Here is a 20,869-nt window from a genome sequence, read left to right as displayed (position 1 = left end):
ACAGGCATCGCCTATAAGGTCCCGAAACCGAGATGGAGGAGCGTTTCATGTCTCAATCGTCGCCGGTCGATCCCGCCAAGCTGGCTGCCGCACGCGCCGCCGTGGCGCTGGTGCGGGACGGCATGAAACTGGGGCTGGGTACCGGCTCGACCGCCAGCATCATGGTGCGCGAACTGGCCGCCCGCGTTCGCGACGAAGGCCTGTCGCTTCGCTGCGCCGCGACGTCGCAGGCGACGGCGGACCTGGCGGAAAGCCTTGGAATCAGGATCGCCACGCTCGACCAGATCGGCTGGCTGGACATGACCATCGACGGCGCGGACGAGGTTGATCCGGACCTGCATCTGATCAAGGGCGGCGGCGGCGCACATCTGCGCGAAAAGATCGTCGCCGCCGCCAGCGACCGGATGGTGGTGATCGCCGATCCCGGCAAGGTGGTCGAGCAGCTCGGCGCGTTCCCGCTGCCGGTCGAGGTGCTGCAATTCGGATTCGAGACCACCCGGACGCTGATCCGCCGCGCGCTTGAAGGCCTTGATCTGGGCGATCGCGCGGTGATGCAGCGCCTGCGGGGCGGTGATCCCTGGATCACCGACGAGGGCAACTTCATCCTTGATCTGCATCTGGAGGTGATCCCCGATGCGCCGGCGCTGGCCCGTGCGCTGTCGGCGATCCCGGGCGTTGTCGAGCATGGCCTGTTCCTGGGCATGTGCGATCTGACCATCATCGGCAAGGCGGATGGCAGCGTGGTCGAACTCGACCGCGAGGAGGGCGTGGACGCCGATCTGCTTGCCGGCGAAAGGGGCTGGCAGTCATGACATTCGATTATGACCTGTTCGTCATCGGCGGTGGCTCGGGCGGGGTGCGCGCGGCGCGCATCGCGGCCGGTGAGCACGGCGCCCGGGTCGGGCTTGCCGAGGAAAGCCGCATGGGCGGAACCTGCGTGATACGCGGCTGCGTGCCCAAGAAGCTGATGATCTTTGCCGCGCAGGCCGCACAGATGGCCGACGAGATGCGCGGCTATGGCTGGTGTCACGCCGAAACCGGCCCTTTCGACTGGCACTTCTTCCGCGAGAAGCTTGACGAGGAGCTGAACCGCCTGGAACGTGCCTATACTCACAACGCCGAGAAAAGCGGGGTCGAGATCCATCACCAGCGCGCCCGTCTGGTGGATCATCATACTGTCGAGCTGGCCGACGGCAGCCGCAAGACGGCCAAGCACATCCTTATCGCGGTGGGCGGCCGTCCCGCCAGAATCGGTATTCCGGGGGAAGAGCTGGGCCTGATCTCTGACGATCTGTTCCTGCTGGAAGACCTGCCCCGGCGCGCGCTTCTGGTCGGCGGCGGCTTCATCGCCTGCGAGTTCGCAACGATCCTGAACGGGCTTGGCGTGGACACCATGCAGGCCTATCGGGGCGATGCCGTGCTGCGCGGCTTCGACCGCGAGATGCGCGAGATGGCCAGCCTGCAGATCCAGCAACTTGGCGTCGATCTGCGCCTTGGCCTGTCGCCGACCCGGCTTGAGAAGGACGCCGGGCGGATCGCGACCCATTTCGACGATGGAACGGTCGAGCATTTCGATGCGGTGTTCTTTGCCACCGGTCGCCAGCCCTACAGCTGGGATCTCGGTCTGGAAAATACCGGCGTGCATCGCAAGGAAAGCGGCGCGATCGAGGTGGACGAATGGTCGCAGAGCTCGGTTCCGTCGATCTTCGCGGTGGGGGATGTCACCAACCGGGTGAACCTGACGCCGGTGGCGATCCGCGAGGGCCATGCCTTCGCCGACACCGTCTTCGGCGGCCGGGCCCGCAAGGTCGATCACAGCCTGATCGCCAGCGCGGTCTATCTGCGCCCCCACGAACTGGCCACAATCGGGCTGACCGAGGAACAGGCAAGGCTGCGCGGCGCGGCCGATGTCTATTCGGCGGTTTTCCGGCCGATGCGGTCGATGTTCGCGGGGCTGGATGCGCGGACCCTGATGAAGCTGCTGGTCGATCCCGAGACCGACAAGGTGCTGGGCTGCCACATCTTTGGCCCCGATGCCGGCGAGATGATACAGCTTGCCGCCATCCCCATCACGATGGGCGCGACCAAGGCCGATTTCGACGCCACGATGGCGGTGCATCCGACGGCCGCCGAAGAACTGGTCACGATGCGGCATCCGGTCCGCCGGATCCGGGAGGAAACGGACCCCGGCGCGGTCTAGCGCGGCCGACTGCCGCAGCCGAATATGGTGGCCGAACGGGGTCCGCAGGGTTGACATTTGGTCATGTGACCCCAGTTTGCGACAGGCAGAACTGACAGGGAAAGAAGGTCGAACGGATGGCAAATCAGGGCCCTTGGGGCGGCGGCGGCAATGGCGATGGAGAGGATGGCGACGATCAGGGCAAGCGTCCGTCGAATCGTCCCTGGGGCGGTCAGGAACCCCCCAAGGGGCCACGTCGGCCCGGCCAGGGCGAACAGATGCCCGAGATCGAGGAACTGATGAAGAAGGGCCAGGAGCGGCTTCGCGTGCTGATGGGTGGGCGCGGCGGCAACGGTTCGGGTGGCGGCGGCGGACGCCCGTCGGGGCCGGGCTTCAACATGAACCGTTCGACGCTTGCCGTCGCCGGGCTTGCGGTTCTTGCGCTGTGGGCCTTTTCCAGCTTCTACCGTGTCCAGACCAACGAAAAGAGCGTGGAGTTCCTGTTCGGGCGTGCGGTTTCGGTCGGCAGCGAAGGTCTGAATTTCGCGCCCTGGCCCGTCGTGACCGCCGAGGTGGTGCCGGTGACCAACGAGCGCGTGACCGAGATCGGCACCGGACGCTCCGGCCCGATGGACAGCGGTCTGATGCTGACCCGCGACCAGAACATCGTCGACATGGAATATCAGGTGGTCTGGAACATCTCGGACCCCGAGAAATACCTGTTCAATCTTGCCGATCCGGCCGACACGATGCGCGCCGTGGCCGAATCCGCGATGCGCGACATCATCGCGCGGTCCGAGCTGGCGCCGATCCTGAACCGGGATCGTGGTTCGATCGCCACCGATCTGCGCGAGGCGGTGCAGCGGACGCTGGACGCCTATCAGTCGGGCATCAACGTCGTGCGTGTGAACCTTGACCGTGCCGACCCGCCAGGCGAGGTCATCGATGCGTTCCGCGAGGTCCAGGCGGCCCAGCAGGAGCGCGACCGGCTTGAGAAAGAGGCCGATGCCTATGCCAACCGTGTTCTGGCCCAGGCCCGCGGTGACGCGGCGCAGATGGTGGAACAGGCCGAGGGGTATCGCGCCGAGGCGGTGAACAATGCCCAGGGTGAGGCCGCGCGCTTCAACTCCATCTACGAGGAATATGTGAAGGCGCCCGAAGTCACGCGTCGCCGCATGTATCTGGAAACGATGGAACAGGTTCTGGGCGACGTCGACAAGATCATCATCGGCGAAGGCATGTCGGGGCAGGGCGGATCGGGTATCGTGCCCTATCTGCCGCTGGACCAGTTGCGCCGTTCCTCGTCGGGACCAGGCAGCAGCTCCGGCAATGATGCGGCCAATAGCGGCAATCGCGGCAACATGACCAGTGGAGGGACGAACTGATGGCCCGCAGACTTACCCTCGCAGCCATTGCGATCCCGGCCGTTATCGTGGTGGTCGTGGTCGGAATGGCCTCGATCTTCATCGTCGACGAGCGTGAAAAAGGCCTGGTGCTGCGGATTGGCCGGGTCATCGCTGTCAAGGAAGAGCCCGGTCTGGGCGTGAAGGTCCCGTTCCTCGACAATGTCGTGAAATATGATGACCGCATCCTCGGCCTGCCGACCAGCCCGCTTGAGGTGACCCCCCTGGACGACCGGCGACTGGTCGTGGACGCGTTCGCGCGCTGGCGGATCACGGATCCGGTGCGCTTCCGCCAGGCGGTGGGTACCGGCGGCATCCAGGTTGCCCAGGGGAGGCTGGAGCCGATCGTGAATGCCGCCATCCGCGAGGTGCTGGGTTCGGTGCCGTCGACGATGGTGCTGTCGGATGACCGGACCGCGCTGATGAACCAGATCCGCGACGAGGCGCGCAGCAATTCGGCCGGTCTGGGCGTCGAGATCATCGATGTGCGGCTGACGCGCACCGACCTGCCCGAGCAGAACCTGAACGCGACCTATGCGCGAATGCGGGCCGAGCGCCAGCGCGAGGCGGCCGACGAGATCGCTCGCGGTGGCGAGGCCGCGCAGCGCGTTCGCGCCGCTGCCGACCGGACCGTGGTCGAGCTGACGTCCGAAGCGCAGAAACGGGGCGAGATCGTTCGCGGTGAGGCCGATGCCGAACGCAACGCCATCTATGCCGACGCGTTCGGGCGCGACCCGGAATTCTTCGCGTTCACCCGGTCGATGACGTCCTATGGCCGGGCGCTGAAGGGCGAGAACAGCTCGATGGTGCTGCAACCGGATGGCGAATTCTTCAGCTATCTGCGCGACGATGGCGCCAGCCGTGCCAACCCCTCGCCGGTCGCCGTGCCTGTCGAAAGCAGCCGGCCGGCGTCTGACCAAAGTTCGCAGCCGGATTCGGACGAGAACCTGGTCACGCCGACCGTCACCGATCGCGAGGGCAATCCGCTTGGCGAATCCGCCGGGGTCAAGCTGACGCCGGTTCCGGAAAGTCTGACGACACCGCCGCAGGAATCCTCCGAGGTCGTGGCCCCGGCGGCATCGCTTGACGGTGCCGGGACCGACGCGGCGGATGGTGGCAACGCTCAGGACGAGGGGCAGGACGACGCGGCTTCTGCCGATGGCACCACGGATGACTCCACGGCCCCGGCCGGGAACTGACAGCTTGGGGCGGTCGCGACTGCGTGACCGCCCCGGCGCGCCCATAAGGCCGGCCACCGCATGCGCCGCGCTGTGATCGTGGCAAGGGAACGAGATGGCACATGGGCATGGGACAGGCTTGGCCGCACGGGGTCGACCTGTGCGCCAGGGCATCAAGTCACGATCAGTTCACCGTCCGAGAGCGTGGTTTATTTGCAATGAGTGACTAAATCCCCTTCATATCCAACCCATCGCGGCCGGACCCTGTCGGCGCCGTGACGACTTTCGAAAGATGAGGACAACCAGCATGAAAACGCTCTCTCCTCGGCACCTCCTGACCGCGTCGGCGCTTGCCGTGACGGTTGGCCTTGGCTTTGCAGCCGCGCAGCAGGCGACGACCGGCGTGTCTCCCGAAGCCAGCCAGCAGGCGCAGGAGGCAGCGAACAGCAACCAGCCTCTGGGAAAGAATGTCACCGATGACCGCGCGGCGGAGGTGATGCCCGGCAGTTTCGCTGACCTGGTCGAAAAGGTTTCACCGGCCGTGGTCAACATCACCACGACCTCTGTGGTAACCCAGCCCACTGGCGGGCCGGGCCCGATATTCCCCGAGGGCAGCCCGTTTTCGGACCTGTTCCGCGATTTCGGCTTTCCCGGCATGCCCGCCCCCGATGGTCAGCCGCGTCGCCAGATGCCGCAGCGGTCGAACGCGCTTGGCTCGGGCTTCGTGATCTCGGCCGACGGCTTCATCGTCACGAACAACCACGTGATCGAAGGCGCAGACGAGATCGAGATCGAGTTCTATTCCGGCACGACGCTTCCGGCCGAGGTGGTGGGCACCGATCCCAACACCGATGTCGCGCTGCTGAAGGTGACAAGCGATGAGCCGGTTCCGTTCGTGACCTTCGGCGATTCCGATGGCGCACGGGTCGGCGACTGGGTGATGGCGCTTGGCAACCCGCTGGGTCAGGGCTTTTCCGCCAGTACCGGCATCGTATCGGCCCGCAACCGCGAATTGTCGGGCACCTATGATGACTATCTGCAGACCGACGCGGCCATCAACCGCGGCAACTCGGGCGGCCCGCTGTTCAACATGAGCGGTGAGGTGATCGGCGTGAACACCGCGATCCTGTCGCCCAATGGCGGATCGATCGGCATCGGGTTCTCGATGGCATCCAATGTCGTCAGCAAGGTCGTCGAGCAACTGACCGAATACGGAGAGACCCGCCGTGGCTGGCTGGGGGTCAAGATCCAGGACGTGACCCCGGACATGGCCGAGGCGCTGGGTCTGGCCAGTGAGGGCGGCGCGATGATTACCGATGTTCCCGAGGGCCCCGCGAAGGACGCGGGGATGCAGGCGGGCGATGTCATCACCAGCTTTGACGGTGCCGAGGTCGAGGATACGCGCGGACTTGTCCGCCGGGTCGCCGAAGCGCCGGCCGGCGAGGCGGTCGAGGTGATCGTGCAGCGCGATGGCCGCCCGCAGACGCTCAGCGTGACGCTGGGGCGGCGTGAACTGGCCGAGGGCCGCCCGGCCGACCCGAGCCCGCAGACCCCCGGCGAAACCGAGATGCTGGGCATGACGCTGGCCACGCTGACGCCGGAACTGGCGGCCGAGCTGGGCGTCGCGCGCGACATGAAGGGGCTGGTGGTCAAGGCCGTCGATCCCGAGGGCGACGCGGCCGACAAGGGTCTTGCCGCAGGCGACATCATCACCGAGGCGGGCCAGCAACCGGTCACCACCCTGGCGGACCTGTCCGCACGCATCGACGAAGCGCGCGAGGCTGGCCGCAAGTCGTTGCTGGTGCTGATCCGGCGCGCCGGTGAACCGCGTTTCGTCGCGCTGCCGATCGACGCGGCCGAATAGCCGCGCTTCACCAGGCGGATATCGGATCGGGGCGCGTCGGGCACGCGCCCCTTTTCATTGGCGCCTTGATCGCCTATCTGGCGCGCAGCAAGGGAAAGATGAGCGATGGCGAAGATCACCTATATCGAGCACAACGGCACCCGGCACGACGTCGAGGTGAAGCCCGGAATGACGGTCATGGAGGGCGCCCGGGACAACGGAATCCCGGGTATCGAGGCCGATTGCGGCGGAGCCTGCGCCTGTTCGACCTGTCATGTCTATGTGGACCCCGCCTGGATCGACAAGTTGCCGCCGCGCGATCCGATGGAAGAGGACATGCTGGATTTCGCCTATGAACCCGATCCTGAAAGATCGCGCCTGACCTGCCAGATCAAGGTCAGCGAAGATCTGGATGGGCTTGTCGTCCAGATGCCGGAACGCCAGATCTGACCGCGTTCGACCGACCCATCGGATCCGGACCCGACTGACGGAACAACCGCGAATTGCAGCCAAGGCTTTGCCTGTCCTCGCCTGATGGCGGGGTGACGGCTCGCGGTCCTTGTGCATCCGCATCATCGGCCCCCGCACGCTGATGGCGTTGCGGCGATCTGGCGGCGGGCAGATCGTCTTCGCCGCGCCCAGCCGCAAAACGGTCAGGATATGGCGTGTTGCCGCGACGACGAATCGTGGAAAAGCCTGATTGATTGCGATCGCAATACAATAAGACGCACGGCACAACCTTAAGCTGAATTCCATATCGTTCCACGCACTTTCAAGTGTCCGGCTCTGGCCGACCTGTCCCAAAAGGCAGGTCATTTCAGACTTTATTAAAGTTTTACGGATGGGCGGAAACGTGCCGAGATGTTATTGTCCGTCTAGTAAAAGACATCCCAGCTCCGTGCGAAAAGGGCGCCAAGGTTGGCAAGCCTGGCGGGGTAGGCCATTGGAAACGCGAGGGGCGATGTGTAGCCCCTGCACCGGGGCCTGGGACTGTCATGTGTAACAGTATGGGCGATATGACAGTGGAAAATCAAATGGTTGCCGTTGTTCCCGGGACGGGCGTAAATTCCTCCAAACCCTGCAGGCCGTGGTTGTACCGTACGCTGTTCAAGCGTCCTCTGGACATTTTGCTGGTTTTGCTGGCCGCGCCGCTGATCATTCCGATTGTGTTTATTCTTGCGCTTCTCGTTTTGCGTGAAGGCGGCATGCCGTTCTACTCGCAGGCAAGAGTTGGCCGGAACGGAAAGCTGTATCGCATGTGGAAGCTGCGCAGCATGGTTGTTGACGCAGATCAGCGGCTTTCTGCTTATCTCGAGCAGAATCCGGAAGCGCGCGAAGAGTGGAACCAGACGCAGAAATTGCAGAACGACCCGCGCGTGACGCGGTTCGGCCGGTTGCTTCGCCGCAGTTCGCTGGATGAGTTGCCGCAGCTGTGGAACGTTCTGAAAGGCGATATGAGCCTTGTCGGACCCCGTCCGATGCTGCCCGAACAGAAGTCGATGTATGATGGCTCAGGCTATTTCGAGCTGCGGCCGGGCATCACGGGTTTCTGGCAGACCGCCGCCCGCAACAAGTCCTCGTTCTCGGCACGCGCCTGGTACGACGACCGTTACGAGTGTGACCTGTCGCTTTCAAGCGATGTCGGAATCCTGGTGCGCACCTTCGGCGTCGTGATGCGCGCAACGGGTTGCTAGCTCGCCGCCGCGCAGGACAATTCTGCCCAAGGTTGTGACCGGTCGTCTTCGAGAGGCGACCGGTTTTTCATGTTCGGCACGGGCGTCTGTGGTGTCAGCTTCCCTGAGAACCTGCCGACGGCCGGTTCGGGGACGCGGTTCGGCCGGCCGGTCGGGGCCTGGTCAGCCGCGCTTCTTGTCCGGAATGTTGGGGATGGTCATGACCGGGCGCAGGCCGGAAGATCGCTCCATCTGGCTTGCCGAGCGCAAGACCGGCTTCAGGAGTTCCAGCAACAGGGCCAAGGCCAGGGCCAGACCCATTGACCCGGCAAGACCGAAGACCATGATCTTCTTGCGACCGGAGGACAGTGGATAGTCCGGTTCGATTGCCGGCTCCAGCAGAATGAACTGCTCGCCCTCCTGCTCGGCGTTCAGGCGCTGTGCGGTTTCGGCGGCAGCGCGGCGTCCACCCATCTCGGCCTGCAGCTCGCGCAGTTGCTCCAGGCGACGCTGATAGGCATCCATCTGCGCCTGGGCATTCACGCTGCGACGGCCCGAGGCTCGGATATCGTCCATGCGTTCCTGAAGCTGCTGCTGACGGGCCGACAGCAGTTCGATGCGGCTTTCCAGCTGGCGGGCGTCGCGCTGCTCGACCGTCGCGAGGTTGCCGCGTGAGGTCAGTTCTGCCAGCTTGCTGCGTGCTTCAAGCAGGTCGCCGCTGATTTCGTTCAGTTCCAGGTCGATCGTCCGCATCTCGTCCGGTCGGTTGTCCAGCGTGGTCGTCGGCAGGATCTCGAGGTTTTCGTTGCGGAACGTGGCCATCTCGGTCTCGACCGCGTCGATCTGTCTGGCGATCCGCGCCTCTTCTCGGCTGTAGAATTCCAGCGTCTCGCGCGTCCGTTCGGACTGGGTGTTCGCGTTCAGGTCCAGCACGCTCTGAGCCATCTCATTGGCCATGCTGGCGGCCAGTTCCGGCGTCGACATGGTCGCGGTGACGCGCAGCACGCCGGGCCATTGTTCGGCATTGGCATAGTACTGTCCGCCCGTCATCGGTTCGATCCGGAAGGCGCGCCGGACAATGTCGACCTGCAACGCGTCGGACATCTGCGGCGTGTCGGCGAACAGATCGTATTTCCGGATCAGCGTCTCGATGTTCTCGCGCACCATCAGCCGGGCCTGCACCAACTGCAACCAGTATCCCGCCGCGATTCCGCCCCCGGAACCGCGCGGTCCTTCGGACAGCGAACGAGGTGTCTCGATCTGCAGGATCGCCGAGGCCGCATAGCTGTGCGGCTGACTCATCGCGACCTGGTAGCTGATCGCCGCACCCGCGAGGATGGTCGTTCCCATGATCCAGCGACGACGCCAGAGCATCGCCACAATATCGCTTACCGAACCAAGGCTGCCCATGACCTCTATTCCTTGTTGCGACCGCGCTGAAAGCGGCTGCGTATGCTCTGGATGATTTCGTAAAGCGAGCGGCGGATCTCGCCGCGGTTCAGAACCACTGCGACCAGTCGGGTGCGTCCGGTCAGCAACTCCTCTGCCGCGCGCAGCTGCGCGGCCGTGTTGCGCGTCCCGTCAACAACCATCAGCACGCCGTCCAGCTGCGGCAGGAAGGACAGGACGTCGTCGCGCCCCAGCACCGGCGGCAGGTCATAGATCTCCAGCGTCGCATCGAAACGCTGGCGCATCTCGCGCAGCGCCTCGGCCGCGGCGGGGTCGTGCAGCATTTCGGCGCTGCTTCCGACGGTCTGCGAATTCAGCAGCAGGGCGAGATTGCTTCCGAACAGGCGCAGATGCTGGTCGGCCGCATTCTGCCCGGTCAGCAGGTCGGCGACAGGGGTCGGTGCCGTCGCCCCGAACATCCGCGCCAGAGCCGGACGCCGCAGGTTCATGTCTGCCAGAAGCACCCGCGCACTGGGGCGGCGCGCCATCGCCAGCGCAAGATTGGCGGCAACAAAGGAGGTGCCCGACCCCGCGGTAGGGGCGGTCACACCAAGCCGCGTGATGCCATGTTCCTCGATCGTGTCCGACAGCAGCGTTCGAAGCAGATCGAAACGCCGCGTGATGTCGTCGTCGCTGTTGTCGACGAACAGGCGATGCCGGCGCATCGTGTCGGCATCCCGCGGCAACGCCCGCAATTCCCTCCAGGATTGTGACTCCCTGGCGCTCTCGGGGCCGGATTCCTCGACCCGGTTGCCACGATCCAGACGCAGACGCGCAACCTTGGCGGGTGTCTGCGACGCAGACACCGTTCGTTGCGCATGTTGCGGCGTCTCAGAGTTCATGACTCGTTACCTGACCGTTACCGTGTGACGCAGTCTGACCTATACTGGGTCTGCGTAACAGATGCTGTGTGGGAATCAATTTATACATTAGAACATGTGTCTGTGTCAGAATTCCCGGTTCTCGCCGGGACGGTTGAAGGGTAAGCGGGTTGTGGCGATGAGGAAAGGCGCGGATGCACACATGATTGGGAACGGCGTGGTGGATGCCGTCGCGATCGGGCGGAACGAGGGGCGGCGGCTGGTCGAATGCCTCGCCTCGCTGCGGCGGGCCGGTGTCCGGCGGATCGTCTATGTGGACAGCGGCTCGACCGATGGCAGCGTGCTGGCGGCCGAGGCCAGCGGTGCGCGCGTCGTGGCCCTGACGATGGACCGGCCCTTTACCGCTGCGCGGGCGCGGAACGCCGGCCTGCACGACATCCTGTCCATGGACGATCCCCCCGAATATCTTCATTTCATCGACGGGGACTGCATCCTGGCATCCGGCTGGCTGCCACGGGCCCGCCAGTTTCTGGCAGGGAACCCCCGGGCGGTCGTGGTGTGCGGGCGACGGCGAGAGCGTTTTCCGCATGCGTCGGTCTATAACCGCCTGTGCGACGCCGAATGGAACACTCCGGTCGGCGAGGCGATGGCCTGCGGTGGCGACGCGCTGATGCGTGTTTCGGCGCTGCGGATGGCGGGCGGCTATCGCGAGGATCTGATCGCCGGCGAGGAGCCCGAACTGTGTCTTCGGCTGCGCCGCGCAGGCGGGCAGGTCTGGCGGCTGGACGCCGATATGACATTGCACGATGCGGCCATGACGCGCTTTTCGCAGTGGTGGCGGCGGACCAGACGGGCGGGTCACGCCTTCGCCGAGGGCGCGTCCCTGCACGGCGCGCCGCCGGACCGGCATTGGGTGGCCGAGACTCGGCGCGCGGTGGTCTGGGGCGCCTGTCTGCCGCTGGTCATCGTGCTGCTGCTGCTGTTCCTTTCGCCCGCGCTGGCGCTGCTTCTGGCGATGGCCTATCCGGCCCAGATTCTGCGGCTGGCCGCGCGGCGTGGCCTGTCGCGGAGGCGGTCCTGGGAAATGGCAACCTTCACCGTGCTGGGCAAGTTTGCCGAGGCGCAGGGTGTGCTGTCCTACTGGCTGAACCGATGGCGCGGCCGCCGGGCCGGGCTGATCGAATACAAGTGACGGCTATTCGTCGCGGCGCTGACGGATCGCGTTGACCGCCTCGGCAGGCAGGATGGCGGCACATCTGGCATAGCGCGGTACAAGCCGCTGGGGCGCCGAAAGCATCCGCCAGACCCATTCCATCGCGATGCGCCGTACCCAGACCGGGGCGCGCTGCTGGTTGCCGGCCAGAAAGTCCAGCCCCGCGCCCACCGAGGCGAAGCCGACCGACGGAACCTCAAGCCGGCCGCGCGCCGCAAGCCGTTCCTGGCGCGGTGCGCCCATGGCGATGAAGCACAGCCGTGCGGTACTGGCCTCGATCTGGCGCAGCATTGCGACGGCGGCATCCGAGTCGGGATCGAACCCCATCGGGGGCGCGATCTTCAGCACGACGGAAGCACCCGGCGCCTGTTCCTCGATATGCCGCGCGGCGGCGTCAAGCGCCGCCTCTGTCGTCCCGATCAGCGCGATCGGGATGTCTTCGGCCGCGGCAAGCCGCGACAGGGGCAGGACCAGATCGGACCCGGGAACCAGCGTGACCGGGCGATGGGCAAGTCGCGACAGCCAGACGATCGGGTTCCCGTCGGCGACGACAAGATCCTGCGCCGCGTAGGCATCGCGGAACGCGGCGTCCGAGCGCAGCTTGACAAGATGGTCCAGATTGATGGTGGCAAGCGCAAAGCCGCGGCCTTCCCGGAACCGGCGGGTCAGCGCCGCCATCAGCGCTGCCTGGTCCGGAATATTCACACGGATCGTGTGACCGTCATAGGTGAAGTTCATTCAGAAACCTGTCCCGATCCGCCGTGCGACCGACGGATCGGCCGCATTCTTTGCGTTATCTTCCACTTTTGAGGGCGCGGGGCAATCGCCGACGCTTTGTGCCTGGCGCGCTTTGTGCTAATCAGGCCCGGTTGCCAGTTCGAGTTGCGTGCAAAAGATCCGCAGATGCCCAACAGTCTTGCCATCCTGATGATGTCCATCTGGCCCTTCGTGACGCTGGCCATGTATCTGCGGATGCCGACCAGCGCGGCGGTGATCTGGTCGATCCTCGCAGGCTACCTGCTGCTTCCGGCGGCGACGGTGCTGGACCTGCCGGGTCTTCCGGGCCTCAGCAAATACAGCATTCCGCCGCTGTTCGGCTATATCTTCGCCAGTGCTTTGCTGGGTCGACTGGTTCCGCTGATGCCGAAAACCACGTCCGGTCGCATCCTGGCTTGGCTGGTGCTGCTCGGCCCGCTGCTGACCGTGGCCACGAATGGCGACCCGATCCTGATCAACAGCCAGACGACACTGCCGGCGCTGCGTCCCTATGATGCGGCCTCGGTGATGATCGGGCAACTGGGTTTCCTGTGCATCTGGGCTTTGGCGCGCGAGTTCCTGAACGACCGGAACGCGGTCCGGCACCTGGCGACGGCGCTTGTGATCTCGTTCCTGTGGTATTCGCTGCCCATGCTGTACGAGGTGCGGATGTCGCCGCAGTTGCATATCCTCATCTACGGCTTCTTCCAGCACGACTTCCTGCAAATGATGCGGCAGGGTGGCTTCCGGCCGATCGTGTTTCTGGAACACGGGCTGTGGATCGCCATCCTGACCTCGATGTCGGCCATGCTGGCGGTCGTGCTGGCGCGCGAGGCCGGGCCCGACATGAAGAACCGCTGGTACGGCGCGGCGATCTATCTGCTGATCGTCCTGGTATTGTGCAAGAGCATGGCGGCGCTGCTCTACGCGCTGCTGCTGATCCCGGCACTGCTGTTTGCAAGCGGGCGCAGGCTGGCGCAGATCGCGATGCTGCTGGCGTTCCTGGTCATGAGCTATCCGGTGCTGCGCACGTTCGACGTGATACCGACCGATCGTCTGGTCGAGATGGCGGGCAGGATCTCGGACGAGCGCGCGCAATCGCTGAAGTTCCGCTTCGACAACGAGGACGCCCTCCTCCGTCACGCGATGCAGCGACCCTTGTTCGGCTGGGGGGGCTGGGGACGCAGCACCATTCACGACGCGGCCACGGGCGAGCCGATCTCGACCGCCGACGGGTTGTGGGTGATCGCGATTGGCTATGCCGGTTTTGCAGGTTTCATCGGGCAGTTCGGGCTGCTGGCCTTGCCGATCCTTCTGCTGGGGCGGGCGCACCGCGCGGCGGGCCGTGAGGTGTCGGTGCTGGCGGGCGGCGTGGCGGTGGTCCTGGCCGCCAATCTGATCGACCTGCTTCCGAACGCGACGATCACGCCGCTCACGTGGCTGTTCTCGGGCGCGATGCTTGGCTATCTGGAGCGGCTGCGACGCGGCGAGGATACGCTGGACGCGGCATTGCCGGCCTCGTCCCCGGCATCGCCGGCGCGGGGCAAGGCGTTCTCGGGGCTGGTGGGCCGCCCCGCGATGGGGCCGCGCACGCTGCTGTAGGGGACGGGGCGTGTTAACCCTCGGGCCCGGTTTCATTCGATCGGGAAGGTCTGTTCATGTTAGGATCGCGCGACTGGGGCCACGGCGCATGTGATCCGACCTGTCCAAAGCGGCAGGTTTAATCGGCGGGAGTTGCGATTTACCTGTTATGTCTGTTTTCAAGGTTGCGTTGGTGCATAAGAAATGATGACGAACCCGGCTTCGGCCGCATATCGGTTGCGCTCGGTGAAAATGCCGCATTTTCAGGCGCCTTCTGCTGGTGCAGGTCATGTGGCGGGGCATGAAATGCTCTGGTCGATTCGGTATTACAATCCGGCGCTGTTACCGAAAGATCAATTGAAATGGGTGGCGCGATGACTGGTCAGAACGCTTCGGTGCAAATCCCCGAAGGGGCAATCGCCATCACGGGAATGGCCGCGCATCTGCCGGGCGCGCCGAACGTTTCGCGGTTCTGGACGAACCTGCGCGACGGTATTGAATCGATCCGCCACCTGTCGGTCGAGGAGCTGATCGCCAACGGCGAAAGCCCCGCGCGGATGCGTCAGAAGAACTATGTGCCCGCCGCTTCGATCCTCGAGGGGCTGGAGCGCTTCGACGCCGAGTTCTTCGGCCTGTCGCCCAAGGAAGCGGCGATCATGGACCCGCAGCACCGTCAGTTCCTGGAATGCGCCTGGGAGGCGCTGGAGGATTCGGGCCACACGCCCGAGGAGTTCGATGGTCCGATCGGCGTCTATGCCGGTTGCGGGATGGGCAGCTATTTCTATTTCAATATCTGCTCGAACCCGGACCTGGTGAAGAACACCGGCATGTTCCTGCTGCGCCACACCGGAAACGACAAGGATTTCCTGTCCACGCGCGTCAGCCACATCTTCGACCTGAAAGGTCCCAGCCTGTCGATCCAGACGGCATGTTCGACCTCGCTGGTGGCCGTGCATCTGGCGGCGCAGTCGCTGCTGAACGGCGAGTGCGACATGGCGCTGGCCGGCGGCGTGACCATCGAACTGCCCCATGCACGGGGATATCTGTTCGAAGAGGGCGAGATCCTGTCGCCGGATGGCCACTGCCATGCTTTCGACCACCGCGCGCAGGGGACCGTCTTCGGATCGGGCGCGGGCTGCGTTGTGCTGCGCAGGCTCGAGGATGCGATTGCCGATGGCGACCATATCTGGGCGGTCGTCCGCGGTACGGCGATCAACAATGACGGCGCGGCCAAGGCGGGTTACCTTGCGCCGTCGGTCGAGGGACAGTCGCGGGCCGTGGCCGAGGCGCATGGCGTGGCGGGCGTCAGCGCCGACACGATCGGCTATATCGAATGCCACGGCACGGGCACCTATCTGGGCGACCCGATCGAGGTCGCGGCGCTGACCCAGGCCTTCGAGGAAACCACGCAGGAGCGCGGCTTCTGCGGCATCGGCAGCGTCAAGACCAATATCGGCCACACCGACACCGCCGCAGGCGTCGCCAGCCTGATCAAGGTCAGCATGGCCCTGTATCACGGCCAGATCCCGCCGTCGCTGGGCTACGAGGCGCCGAACCCCGCCATCGATTTCGAGCATTCTCCCTTCAAGGTGAATGATCGGCTGAACCCGTTCCCGCGCCTCAAGGGCGCGCCGCGGCGGGCCGGGGTGAACAGCCTTGGCGTCGGCGGCACCAACGCCCATGCGGTTGTCGAAGAAGCGCCGGAACGCGCCGCCTCCGAGACAAGCGACTGGCCCTTCCAGTTGCTGGTCCTGTCCGCGCGCAGCAAGGCGGCGCTGGATCAGGCCGGCAAGAACCTTGCCGCGCATCTGCGCGCGCATCCCGAACAGGATCTTGCCGATGTCGCCTGGACCCTCAAGGAAGGCCGCCGCGCGTTCGAGCATCGTCGGATCGTCGTCGCGGACAGCCACGAAGAGGCCGCACGCAAGCTGGAGGAGGCCGACCCCCGCGAGGTTTTCACCCATCAGGAACTGCCGGACCGTCCCCAAAGCATCTTCATGTTCCCCGGCGGCGGCGCCCAGTTTGCCGGCATGGCGCGCGACCTTTACGAGACCGAGCCGGTGTTCCGCGAATGGATGGACAAGGGGCTGGATCACCTTGTCCCCAGCCTTGACTATGATCTGCGGGCGCTCTGGTTGCCCGAGCCGCAGGGCATGGCGAACGCCGTCGAACAGTTGAAGAAACCGTCGGTCCAGCTGCCGCTGATCATGATCACGGAATATGCGCTGGCGCAGCTTTGGCTGAGTTGGGGCGTCCGGCCGGCGGCGCTGATCGGCCATTCGATGGGCGAGAACACCGCCGCCTGTCTGGCCGGCGTGATCTCGTTCGAGGACTGCATCGGGCTGGTGCATCTGCGCGGCCAGCTTTTCGACACGATCGCGCCGGGCGGCATGCTGTCGGTGCCCTTGTCGCAAGAGGCGCTGAAAGACTACTGGGCCGACGATCTGGACATGGCGTCGATCAACGCCCCCGACCTGTGTGTCGTCTCGGGGCCGCAAGCCGCGCTGGACGCGTTGGAGGCCCGGCTGGCCACAGACGAGATCGAGGCGCAGCGCATCCAGATCGACATCGCGGCGCACAGCCGGATGCTGGAGCCGATCCTCGCGCGGTTCGGTGACTATCTGCGGGCGATCAGCCTGAATGCGCCGCGGATTCCCGTCATCTCGAACCGGACGGGCAAGGCGCTGACCGCCTCCGAGGCGACCAGTCCCGACTACTGGGTCGCGCATCTTCGCAACACGGTGAACTTCGCCGACGGTGTCGCACATCTGATGGACCGCAAATGCCGCGTCTATATCGAGATGGGTCCCGGCCGGGCGCTGTCCTCGCTGGTGCAGGCCAACGGCATTCCCGCCAACCAGGTCGTGCCGGCCCTGCGCCACCCCCAGCAGGAGGTCCCCGATGACGAATTCTTCATCGCCACGGTGGGCCGGCTCTGGGCGCTTGGCGTGCCGGTGGACTGGACCCCGATCTGGGGCGAGGCTCGCCGGAACCGGGTGCCGCTGCCGACCTATCCGTTCCAGCGAAACAGCTATTTCATTGAACCCGGCCGGGCCGAAAGCCTGCCCGAGGAAGAGTGGGCAGAGCGCGTCGAAGGGATCGAGAACTGGGGCTGGCAGCCGCATTGGCGACCGCGAGCGCCGGAAACCGAGGTCGAGGCGGACGAGCTGGAACTGTCCGAACCGCGCAGCTGGCTGGTATTTGCCGATGAGGGTGGCGTGGCGGGACGCGCCATCGCGCGTCTGCGTCAGGCCGGACACCGGGTGATCGAGGTGCGCGCGGGCGACATTTTCGCCCAGACGGGCGAGGACCGCTTCACGATCTCGCCCGAACGCGGTCGCGAGGATTACGACCGGCTCATCCATGATCTTGTCGCGGCAGGGCTGGCGCCGCAGCGCATCGCGCATTTCTGGCTGGTGACGGCGACCGAGAGCTTTCGTCCCGGATCCAGCTTCTTCCATCGCAACCAGGAGCAGGGTTTTTACAGCCTGATGTTCCTGGCGCAGGCCATCGCCGAGGAAAACCTGCCCCGACCGATCCACGTTCTGGCGGTGACCAACGGTGCGGCGCAGGTGCGATCAGAAGCGCTTCCCTATCCCGAAAAGGCGACGATGGCCGGGCCGCTCCGGGTGATTCCGCGCGAATTGCCGGGTGTGACCTGCGCGGCGCTGGACCTGGTGCTGCCGCAGGGGCGGCGAAACGAGAGCGCCTGGGACGCGCTGACCGACCGCGTGCTCGAGGAAATGCTGGCCGAACCGGCAAATCTCTCGGCCGCCCTGCGCGGTGACCGCCGCTATGAGCTGGGCTGGCGACACCTGCCGCTGACGCAGGCCACCGACGGGCTGCGGCAAGGCGCGGTGGTGCTGCTGACCGGCGGCTATGGCGGGATCGGCCTGACCGTGGCCGAACGCCTGGCGCGCGATCACGGCGCCAGGATCGCGCTGGTCGGGCGGCGGGCCTTGCCGGGGCGGGATCAGTGGGACCGCGTGCTGCGCACCGCCGCGCCCGGCGACCCGATCGCCACCCGAATTCAGGGGGTCAGGGCGCTGGAAGCCGCCGGGGCCGAGGTGATCTGCCTGACGGCCGATGTCTGCAACATTCAGGACATGCAGGCGGCACGCGACACGACCGTGAAACGCTTCGGCCGCATCGACGCGGTGATCCATGGCGCGGGCGTCGTCGATGACGCGCCGATCCTGGCCAAGACACCGGGAAGCGTCGAGAATGTCTTTGCCCCCAAGGTCCACGGCACCGAGGTTCTGGACAAGGTCTTCCCCGACGGCTCGGTCGACCGGATCGTGGTCTTCAGCTCGACCTCGACCGTGATCGCGCCTGCCGGCCAGGTCGACTATGTCGCCGCGAACGAGTTCCTCAATGCATGGGCCAAGTCACGGGCGGGCGGCAAGACCGCCGTCACCGCCATCAACTGGGGAATCTGGGCCGAGGTGGGCATGGCGGCCGAGGCCTTTGCGACGCCCGAACCCGCGCCGGTGACCAAGGCCGCGACGCCGTTGCTGGACAAGGCCAGTTTCGACGCCGAAGGCAACCGCATCTTCACCGCCGAATTCACCACGCGGCAATGGCTGCTGGATGGCCACAGGACACGGGCTGGTCAGGCGCTGATCCCGGGCACCGGCTATCTGGACCTGATCGCCGAGGCGTTGCGGGAAAACGGCGAAACCGGACCGTTCGAGATCCGGGACCTGTATTTTTTCCGTCCGCTGGCCGTGGACGATGGCACCACGCGCGAGATGCGGCTGTCCCTGGCCCGCAACGACGAGGGCTACGCGGTCCAGATCCGCAGCGATGCGATGTCCGACGGCCGCAAGGGATACGAGCTGAACGCCCAGGCCCAGATCGGCTTTGGCGTTACCGCCGCCGACGCGATCGATCTGGCGGCGATTTCCGCCCGCTGTTCGCGCGATGCCGAGGCGGACCCGAGGGGGCTGGTCAGCCCTCAGGAGGCCCATCTGCGGTTCGGACCGCGCTGGCGCGTCCTGCGCCGCCGCGCCTATGGCGAGGGCGAGGGTCTGGCCGAACTGGCGCTGCCGGATGCCTTCAGGGCAGAGCCCGCGCAGGGATATCCGATCCACCCCGCTCTGATGGATCTTGCGACCGGTTGGGCGATGGGGCTCATCGCTGGCTATCAGCCCGACCATCTCTGGGTGCCCGTCAACTACGCGTCGATCAAGGTGCATGCGCCGCTGACGCCCGAAATACGCAGCTGGGTCCGCAATGCGGGCGACAATCGCAGTGAAAATCCCTTCGCGCGCTTCGACATCACCCTGACCGACCCGCACGGGAAGGTGCTGATCGAGATCTCGGGGTTCACCATCCATCGCCTTGACGGCGCGCTGGATTTTGCCGCGACGACCGGCAAGCGCGACGTGATCTTTCCAGATGGCGGAAAGGCCGACCGCAAGCTTTCGCCGGCTGAAGAGCGTCTTCAGCATAACCTGTCGCAGGGCATCCGGCCCGACGAAGGGGCCGAGGGCTTTCTTCGCGCGCTGGCGGCCGGCAAGGCGCAGGTCATCGTGTCGTCCATGCCGCTGGACACGCTCATCGAACAGGCCGGACATGGCGGGACCGAAACCGAGGAGCGTCAGGGCTTCGAGCGTCCGCAGCTTGACAGCGACTATGTCGAGCCGCGCAACGGCATCGAACGGACTCTGGTCGGGTTCTGGCAGGAACTGCTGGGTGTCAGCCAGGTCGGCGTCGAGGACAGTTTCTTCGATCTGGGCGGACACTCGCTGATCGCGGTCCGGCTGTTCGCGATGATCCGCAAGACCTATTCGGTCGACTTCCCGATCTCTGTCCTCTTCGAGGCACCGACGATCGCGGCCTGCGCGGCGATGATCGAGGACCGGATCGGACCGCAGGAAGGCGAGACGACCGACGCGCCCAGGAAGGCGCCCGCCCGGCGGTTCACGCATCTGGTGCCGATGCACCAGGGTGAGGGCGGGTCGAAGCGACCGTTCTTCCTCGTCGCCGGCATGTTCGGCAACGTGCTCAACCTGCGGCATCTGGCGCAGCTTCTGGGCGGCGACCGGCCTTTCTACGGGCTGCAGGCGCGGGGGCTGTTCGGCGAGGACAAGCCGCATGACAATTTCGTCGATGCCGCAAGGGATTACATCGCGGAATTGAAGCAGGTTCAACCGGTCGGACCCTATCTTCTGGGCGGCTTCTCGGGCGGCGGTCTGATCGCGTGGGAGATGGCGCGCCAACTGGAGGCCGAGGGCGAGGAGGTCGCCCTGACGGTGCTGCTGGACACGCCGCTGCCGATACGGCCCTGGCTCAGCCGCCAGGACAAGGTCCTCATCAAGCTGGCCGAGTTGCGTCGCAAGGGACCGGGCTATCTGGTCGAATGGATGAAGGCCCGGGCCGATTGGAAACGCCAGCAGCAGGAACGGGCGAATGCGGCACCCGAAACCGCGAACCAGTTTCACAACAGCGCCATCGAGTCCGCCTTCCGTGCTGCCTTGCCTGGCTACGACATGCAGCCGCGCGACGGGCGCGTGGTGCTTTTCCGCCCGCCGCTGGACCGGCACTGGCGGGTCTCGGGCGGCCGATGGGTCAGCTCGGCCAAGGAATATGTGGTTCCCGACAACGACCTGACCCGCTTTGCGCCCTCGCTGCAGGTGGTCGAGGTTCCGGGCGATCATGACAGCATGGTGCTGGAACCGAATGTTCGGGTGATGGCCGCGCGCCTGCGCGAGGTGATCGGCAAGGCCGAGGCCGCGATCGCGCAGCCCATGGCGCAGGCCGCGGAGTAG

Annotated in this window: 14 protein-coding genes; 11 read left to right on the top strand and 3 right to left on the bottom strand. The window is 65.6% G+C overall.

Annotated features, from left to right (window positions below; translation table 11 throughout):
* The first annotated feature begins 47 nt into the window (after positions 1-47).
* The 7 genes from rpiA to L1965_RS00990 all read left to right on the top strand — a co-directional run bounded on the left by rpiA (position 48) and on the right by L1965_RS00990 (position 8,297).
* Entirely contained in the window at positions 48-812 is a 765-nt protein-coding gene (rpiA, locus tag L1965_RS01020) for a ribose-5-phosphate isomerase RpiA (protein ID WP_235754550.1), read from the top strand.
* Entirely contained in the window at positions 809-2,200 is a 1,392-nt protein-coding gene (gene gorA, locus L1965_RS01015; protein ID WP_235754549.1) for a glutathione-disulfide reductase, read from the top strand. The genes rpiA and gorA overlap by 4 nt, the downstream gene beginning before the upstream one ends.
* 116 nt (positions 2,201-2,316) lie before the next feature.
* Positions 2,317-3,564, top strand: coding sequence for an FtsH protease activity modulator HflK (gene hflK / locus L1965_RS01010; RefSeq protein WP_235754548.1), 1,248 nt, complete (start codon positions 2,317-2,319; stop codon positions 3,562-3,564).
* Entirely contained in the window at positions 3,564-4,781 is a 1,218-nt protein-coding gene (gene hflC, locus L1965_RS01005; protein ID WP_235754547.1) for a protease modulator HflC, read from the top strand. Before hflK ends, hflC begins: the two co-directional genes overlap by 1 nt.
* Positions 4,782-5,067: 286 nt before the next feature.
* A complete protein-coding gene (locus L1965_RS01000; protein ID WP_235754546.1) occupies positions 5,068-6,624 on the top strand; it encodes a DegQ family serine endoprotease in 1,557 nt (518 codons plus the stop codon).
* Between the two features lie 105 nt (positions 6,625-6,729).
* Positions 6,730-7,053: a 2Fe-2S iron-sulfur cluster-binding protein gene (locus tag L1965_RS00995; protein WP_235754545.1), complete on the top strand. Its 324-nt coding sequence runs from the start codon at positions 6,730-6,732 to the stop codon at positions 7,051-7,053.
* Between the two features lie 557 nt (positions 7,054-7,610).
* Positions 7,611-8,297 (top strand): sugar transferase, encoded by a 687-nt coding sequence (locus L1965_RS00990; protein WP_277882920.1) that lies wholly within the window; start codon positions 7,611-7,613, stop codon positions 8,295-8,297.
* A gap of 162 nt (positions 8,298-8,459) precedes the next feature.
* Here L1965_RS00990 and L1965_RS00985 read toward each other — a convergent pair whose 3' ends face one another.
* Both L1965_RS00985 and L1965_RS00980 read right to left on the bottom strand, forming a co-directional pair.
* Positions 8,460-9,686 carry a Wzz/FepE/Etk N-terminal domain-containing protein gene (locus L1965_RS00985; protein WP_235754544.1) on the bottom strand — a complete coding sequence of 409 codons (1,227 nt, stop codon included), beginning with the start codon at positions 9,684-9,686 and terminating at the stop codon, positions 8,460-8,462.
* A 5-nt stretch (positions 9,687-9,691) separates the two neighbouring features.
* On the bottom strand, positions 9,692-10,567 hold the full coding sequence (locus L1965_RS00980; RefSeq protein ID WP_235754543.1) for a CpsD/CapB family tyrosine-protein kinase: 876 nt from the start codon (positions 10,565-10,567) through the stop codon (positions 9,692-9,694).
* A gap of 181 nt (positions 10,568-10,748) precedes the next feature.
* Between L1965_RS00980 and L1965_RS00975 the strand changes: the two genes are divergently transcribed.
* Positions 10,749-11,738 (top strand): glycosyltransferase family 2 protein, encoded by a 990-nt coding sequence (locus L1965_RS00975; protein ID WP_235754542.1) that lies wholly within the window; start codon positions 10,749-10,751, stop codon positions 11,736-11,738.
* A 3-nt stretch (positions 11,739-11,741) separates the two neighbouring features.
* On the opposite strand, the gene L1965_RS00970 is transcribed toward L1965_RS00975, so the two are convergent.
* Positions 11,742-12,497, bottom strand: a complete 756-nt coding sequence (locus L1965_RS00970; RefSeq protein WP_235754541.1) for a WecB/TagA/CpsF family glycosyltransferase — start codon at positions 12,495-12,497, stop codon at positions 11,742-11,744.
* A 165-nt stretch (positions 12,498-12,662) separates the two neighbouring features.
* Between L1965_RS00970 and L1965_RS00965 the strand changes: the two genes are divergently transcribed.
* The 3 genes from L1965_RS00965 to L1965_RS00955 all read left to right on the top strand — a co-directional run bounded on the left by L1965_RS00965 (position 12,663) and on the right by L1965_RS00955 (position 20,869).
* Positions 12,663-14,117 carry a hypothetical protein gene (locus L1965_RS00965; protein ID WP_235754540.1) on the top strand — a complete coding sequence of 485 codons (1,455 nt, stop codon included), beginning with the start codon at positions 12,663-12,665 and terminating at the stop codon, positions 14,115-14,117.
* Positions 14,118-14,300: 183 nt separating this feature from the next.
* Positions 14,301-14,474 carry a hypothetical protein gene (locus L1965_RS00960; protein ID WP_235754539.1) on the top strand — a complete coding sequence of 58 codons (174 nt, stop codon included), beginning with the start codon at positions 14,301-14,303 and terminating at the stop codon, positions 14,472-14,474.
* Positions 14,471-20,869: a type I polyketide synthase gene (locus L1965_RS00955; RefSeq protein ID WP_235754538.1), complete on the top strand. Its 6,399-nt coding sequence runs from the start codon at positions 14,471-14,473 to the stop codon at positions 20,867-20,869. The genes L1965_RS00960 and L1965_RS00955 overlap by 4 nt, the downstream gene beginning before the upstream one ends.

This window comes from Paracoccus salsus (genome assembly GCF_021556615.1).
In the GTDB taxonomy this organism is placed as follows: Bacteria; Pseudomonadota; Alphaproteobacteria; order Rhodobacterales; family Rhodobacteraceae; genus Paracoccus; species Paracoccus salsus.
The sequence above is the reverse complement of the archived record's forward strand: the minus strand, read 5'-3'. Positions and strand labels throughout refer to the sequence as shown.

Excerpts from the sequence above, each read along its gene's own strand:
- L1965_RS00980 (WP_235754543.1), bottom strand. The coding sequence starts at position 10,567 with ATGAACTCTGAGACGCCGCAACATGCGCAACGAACGGTGTCTGCGTCG.
- rpiA (WP_235754550.1), top strand. The coding sequence starts at position 48 with ATGTCTCAATCGTCGCCGGTCGATCCCGCCAAGCTGGCTGCCGCACGC.
- L1965_RS00985 (WP_235754544.1), bottom strand. The coding sequence starts at position 9,686 with ATGGGCAGCCTTGGTTCGGTAAGCGATATTGTGGCGATGCTCTGGCGT.
- L1965_RS00970 (WP_235754541.1), bottom strand. The coding sequence starts at position 12,497 with ATGAACTTCACCTATGACGGTCACACGATCCGTGTGAATATTCCGGAC.
- L1965_RS00955 (WP_235754538.1), top strand. The coding sequence starts at position 14,471 with ATGACTGGTCAGAACGCTTCGGTGCAAATCCCCGAAGGGGCAATCGCC.
- L1965_RS00965 (WP_235754540.1), top strand. The coding sequence starts at position 12,663 with ATGCCCAACAGTCTTGCCATCCTGATGATGTCCATCTGGCCCTTCGTG.
- gorA (WP_235754549.1), top strand. The coding sequence starts at position 809 with ATGACATTCGATTATGACCTGTTCGTCATCGGCGGTGGCTCGGGCGGG.
- L1965_RS00960 (WP_235754539.1), top strand. The coding sequence starts at position 14,301 with ATGATGACGAACCCGGCTTCGGCCGCATATCGGTTGCGCTCGGTGAAA.
- L1965_RS00990 (WP_277882920.1), top strand. The coding sequence starts at position 7,611 with ATGGGCGATATGACAGTGGAAAATCAAATGGTTGCCGTTGTTCCCGGG.
- hflC (WP_235754547.1), top strand. The coding sequence starts at position 3,564 with ATGGCCCGCAGACTTACCCTCGCAGCCATTGCGATCCCGGCCGTTATC.
- L1965_RS00975 (WP_235754542.1), top strand. The coding sequence starts at position 10,749 with ATGATTGGGAACGGCGTGGTGGATGCCGTCGCGATCGGGCGGAACGAG.
- hflK (WP_235754548.1), top strand. The coding sequence starts at position 2,317 with ATGGCAAATCAGGGCCCTTGGGGCGGCGGCGGCAATGGCGATGGAGAG.
- L1965_RS01000 (WP_235754546.1), top strand. The coding sequence starts at position 5,068 with ATGAAAACGCTCTCTCCTCGGCACCTCCTGACCGCGTCGGCGCTTGCC.
- L1965_RS00995 (WP_235754545.1), top strand. The coding sequence starts at position 6,730 with ATGGCGAAGATCACCTATATCGAGCACAACGGCACCCGGCACGACGTC.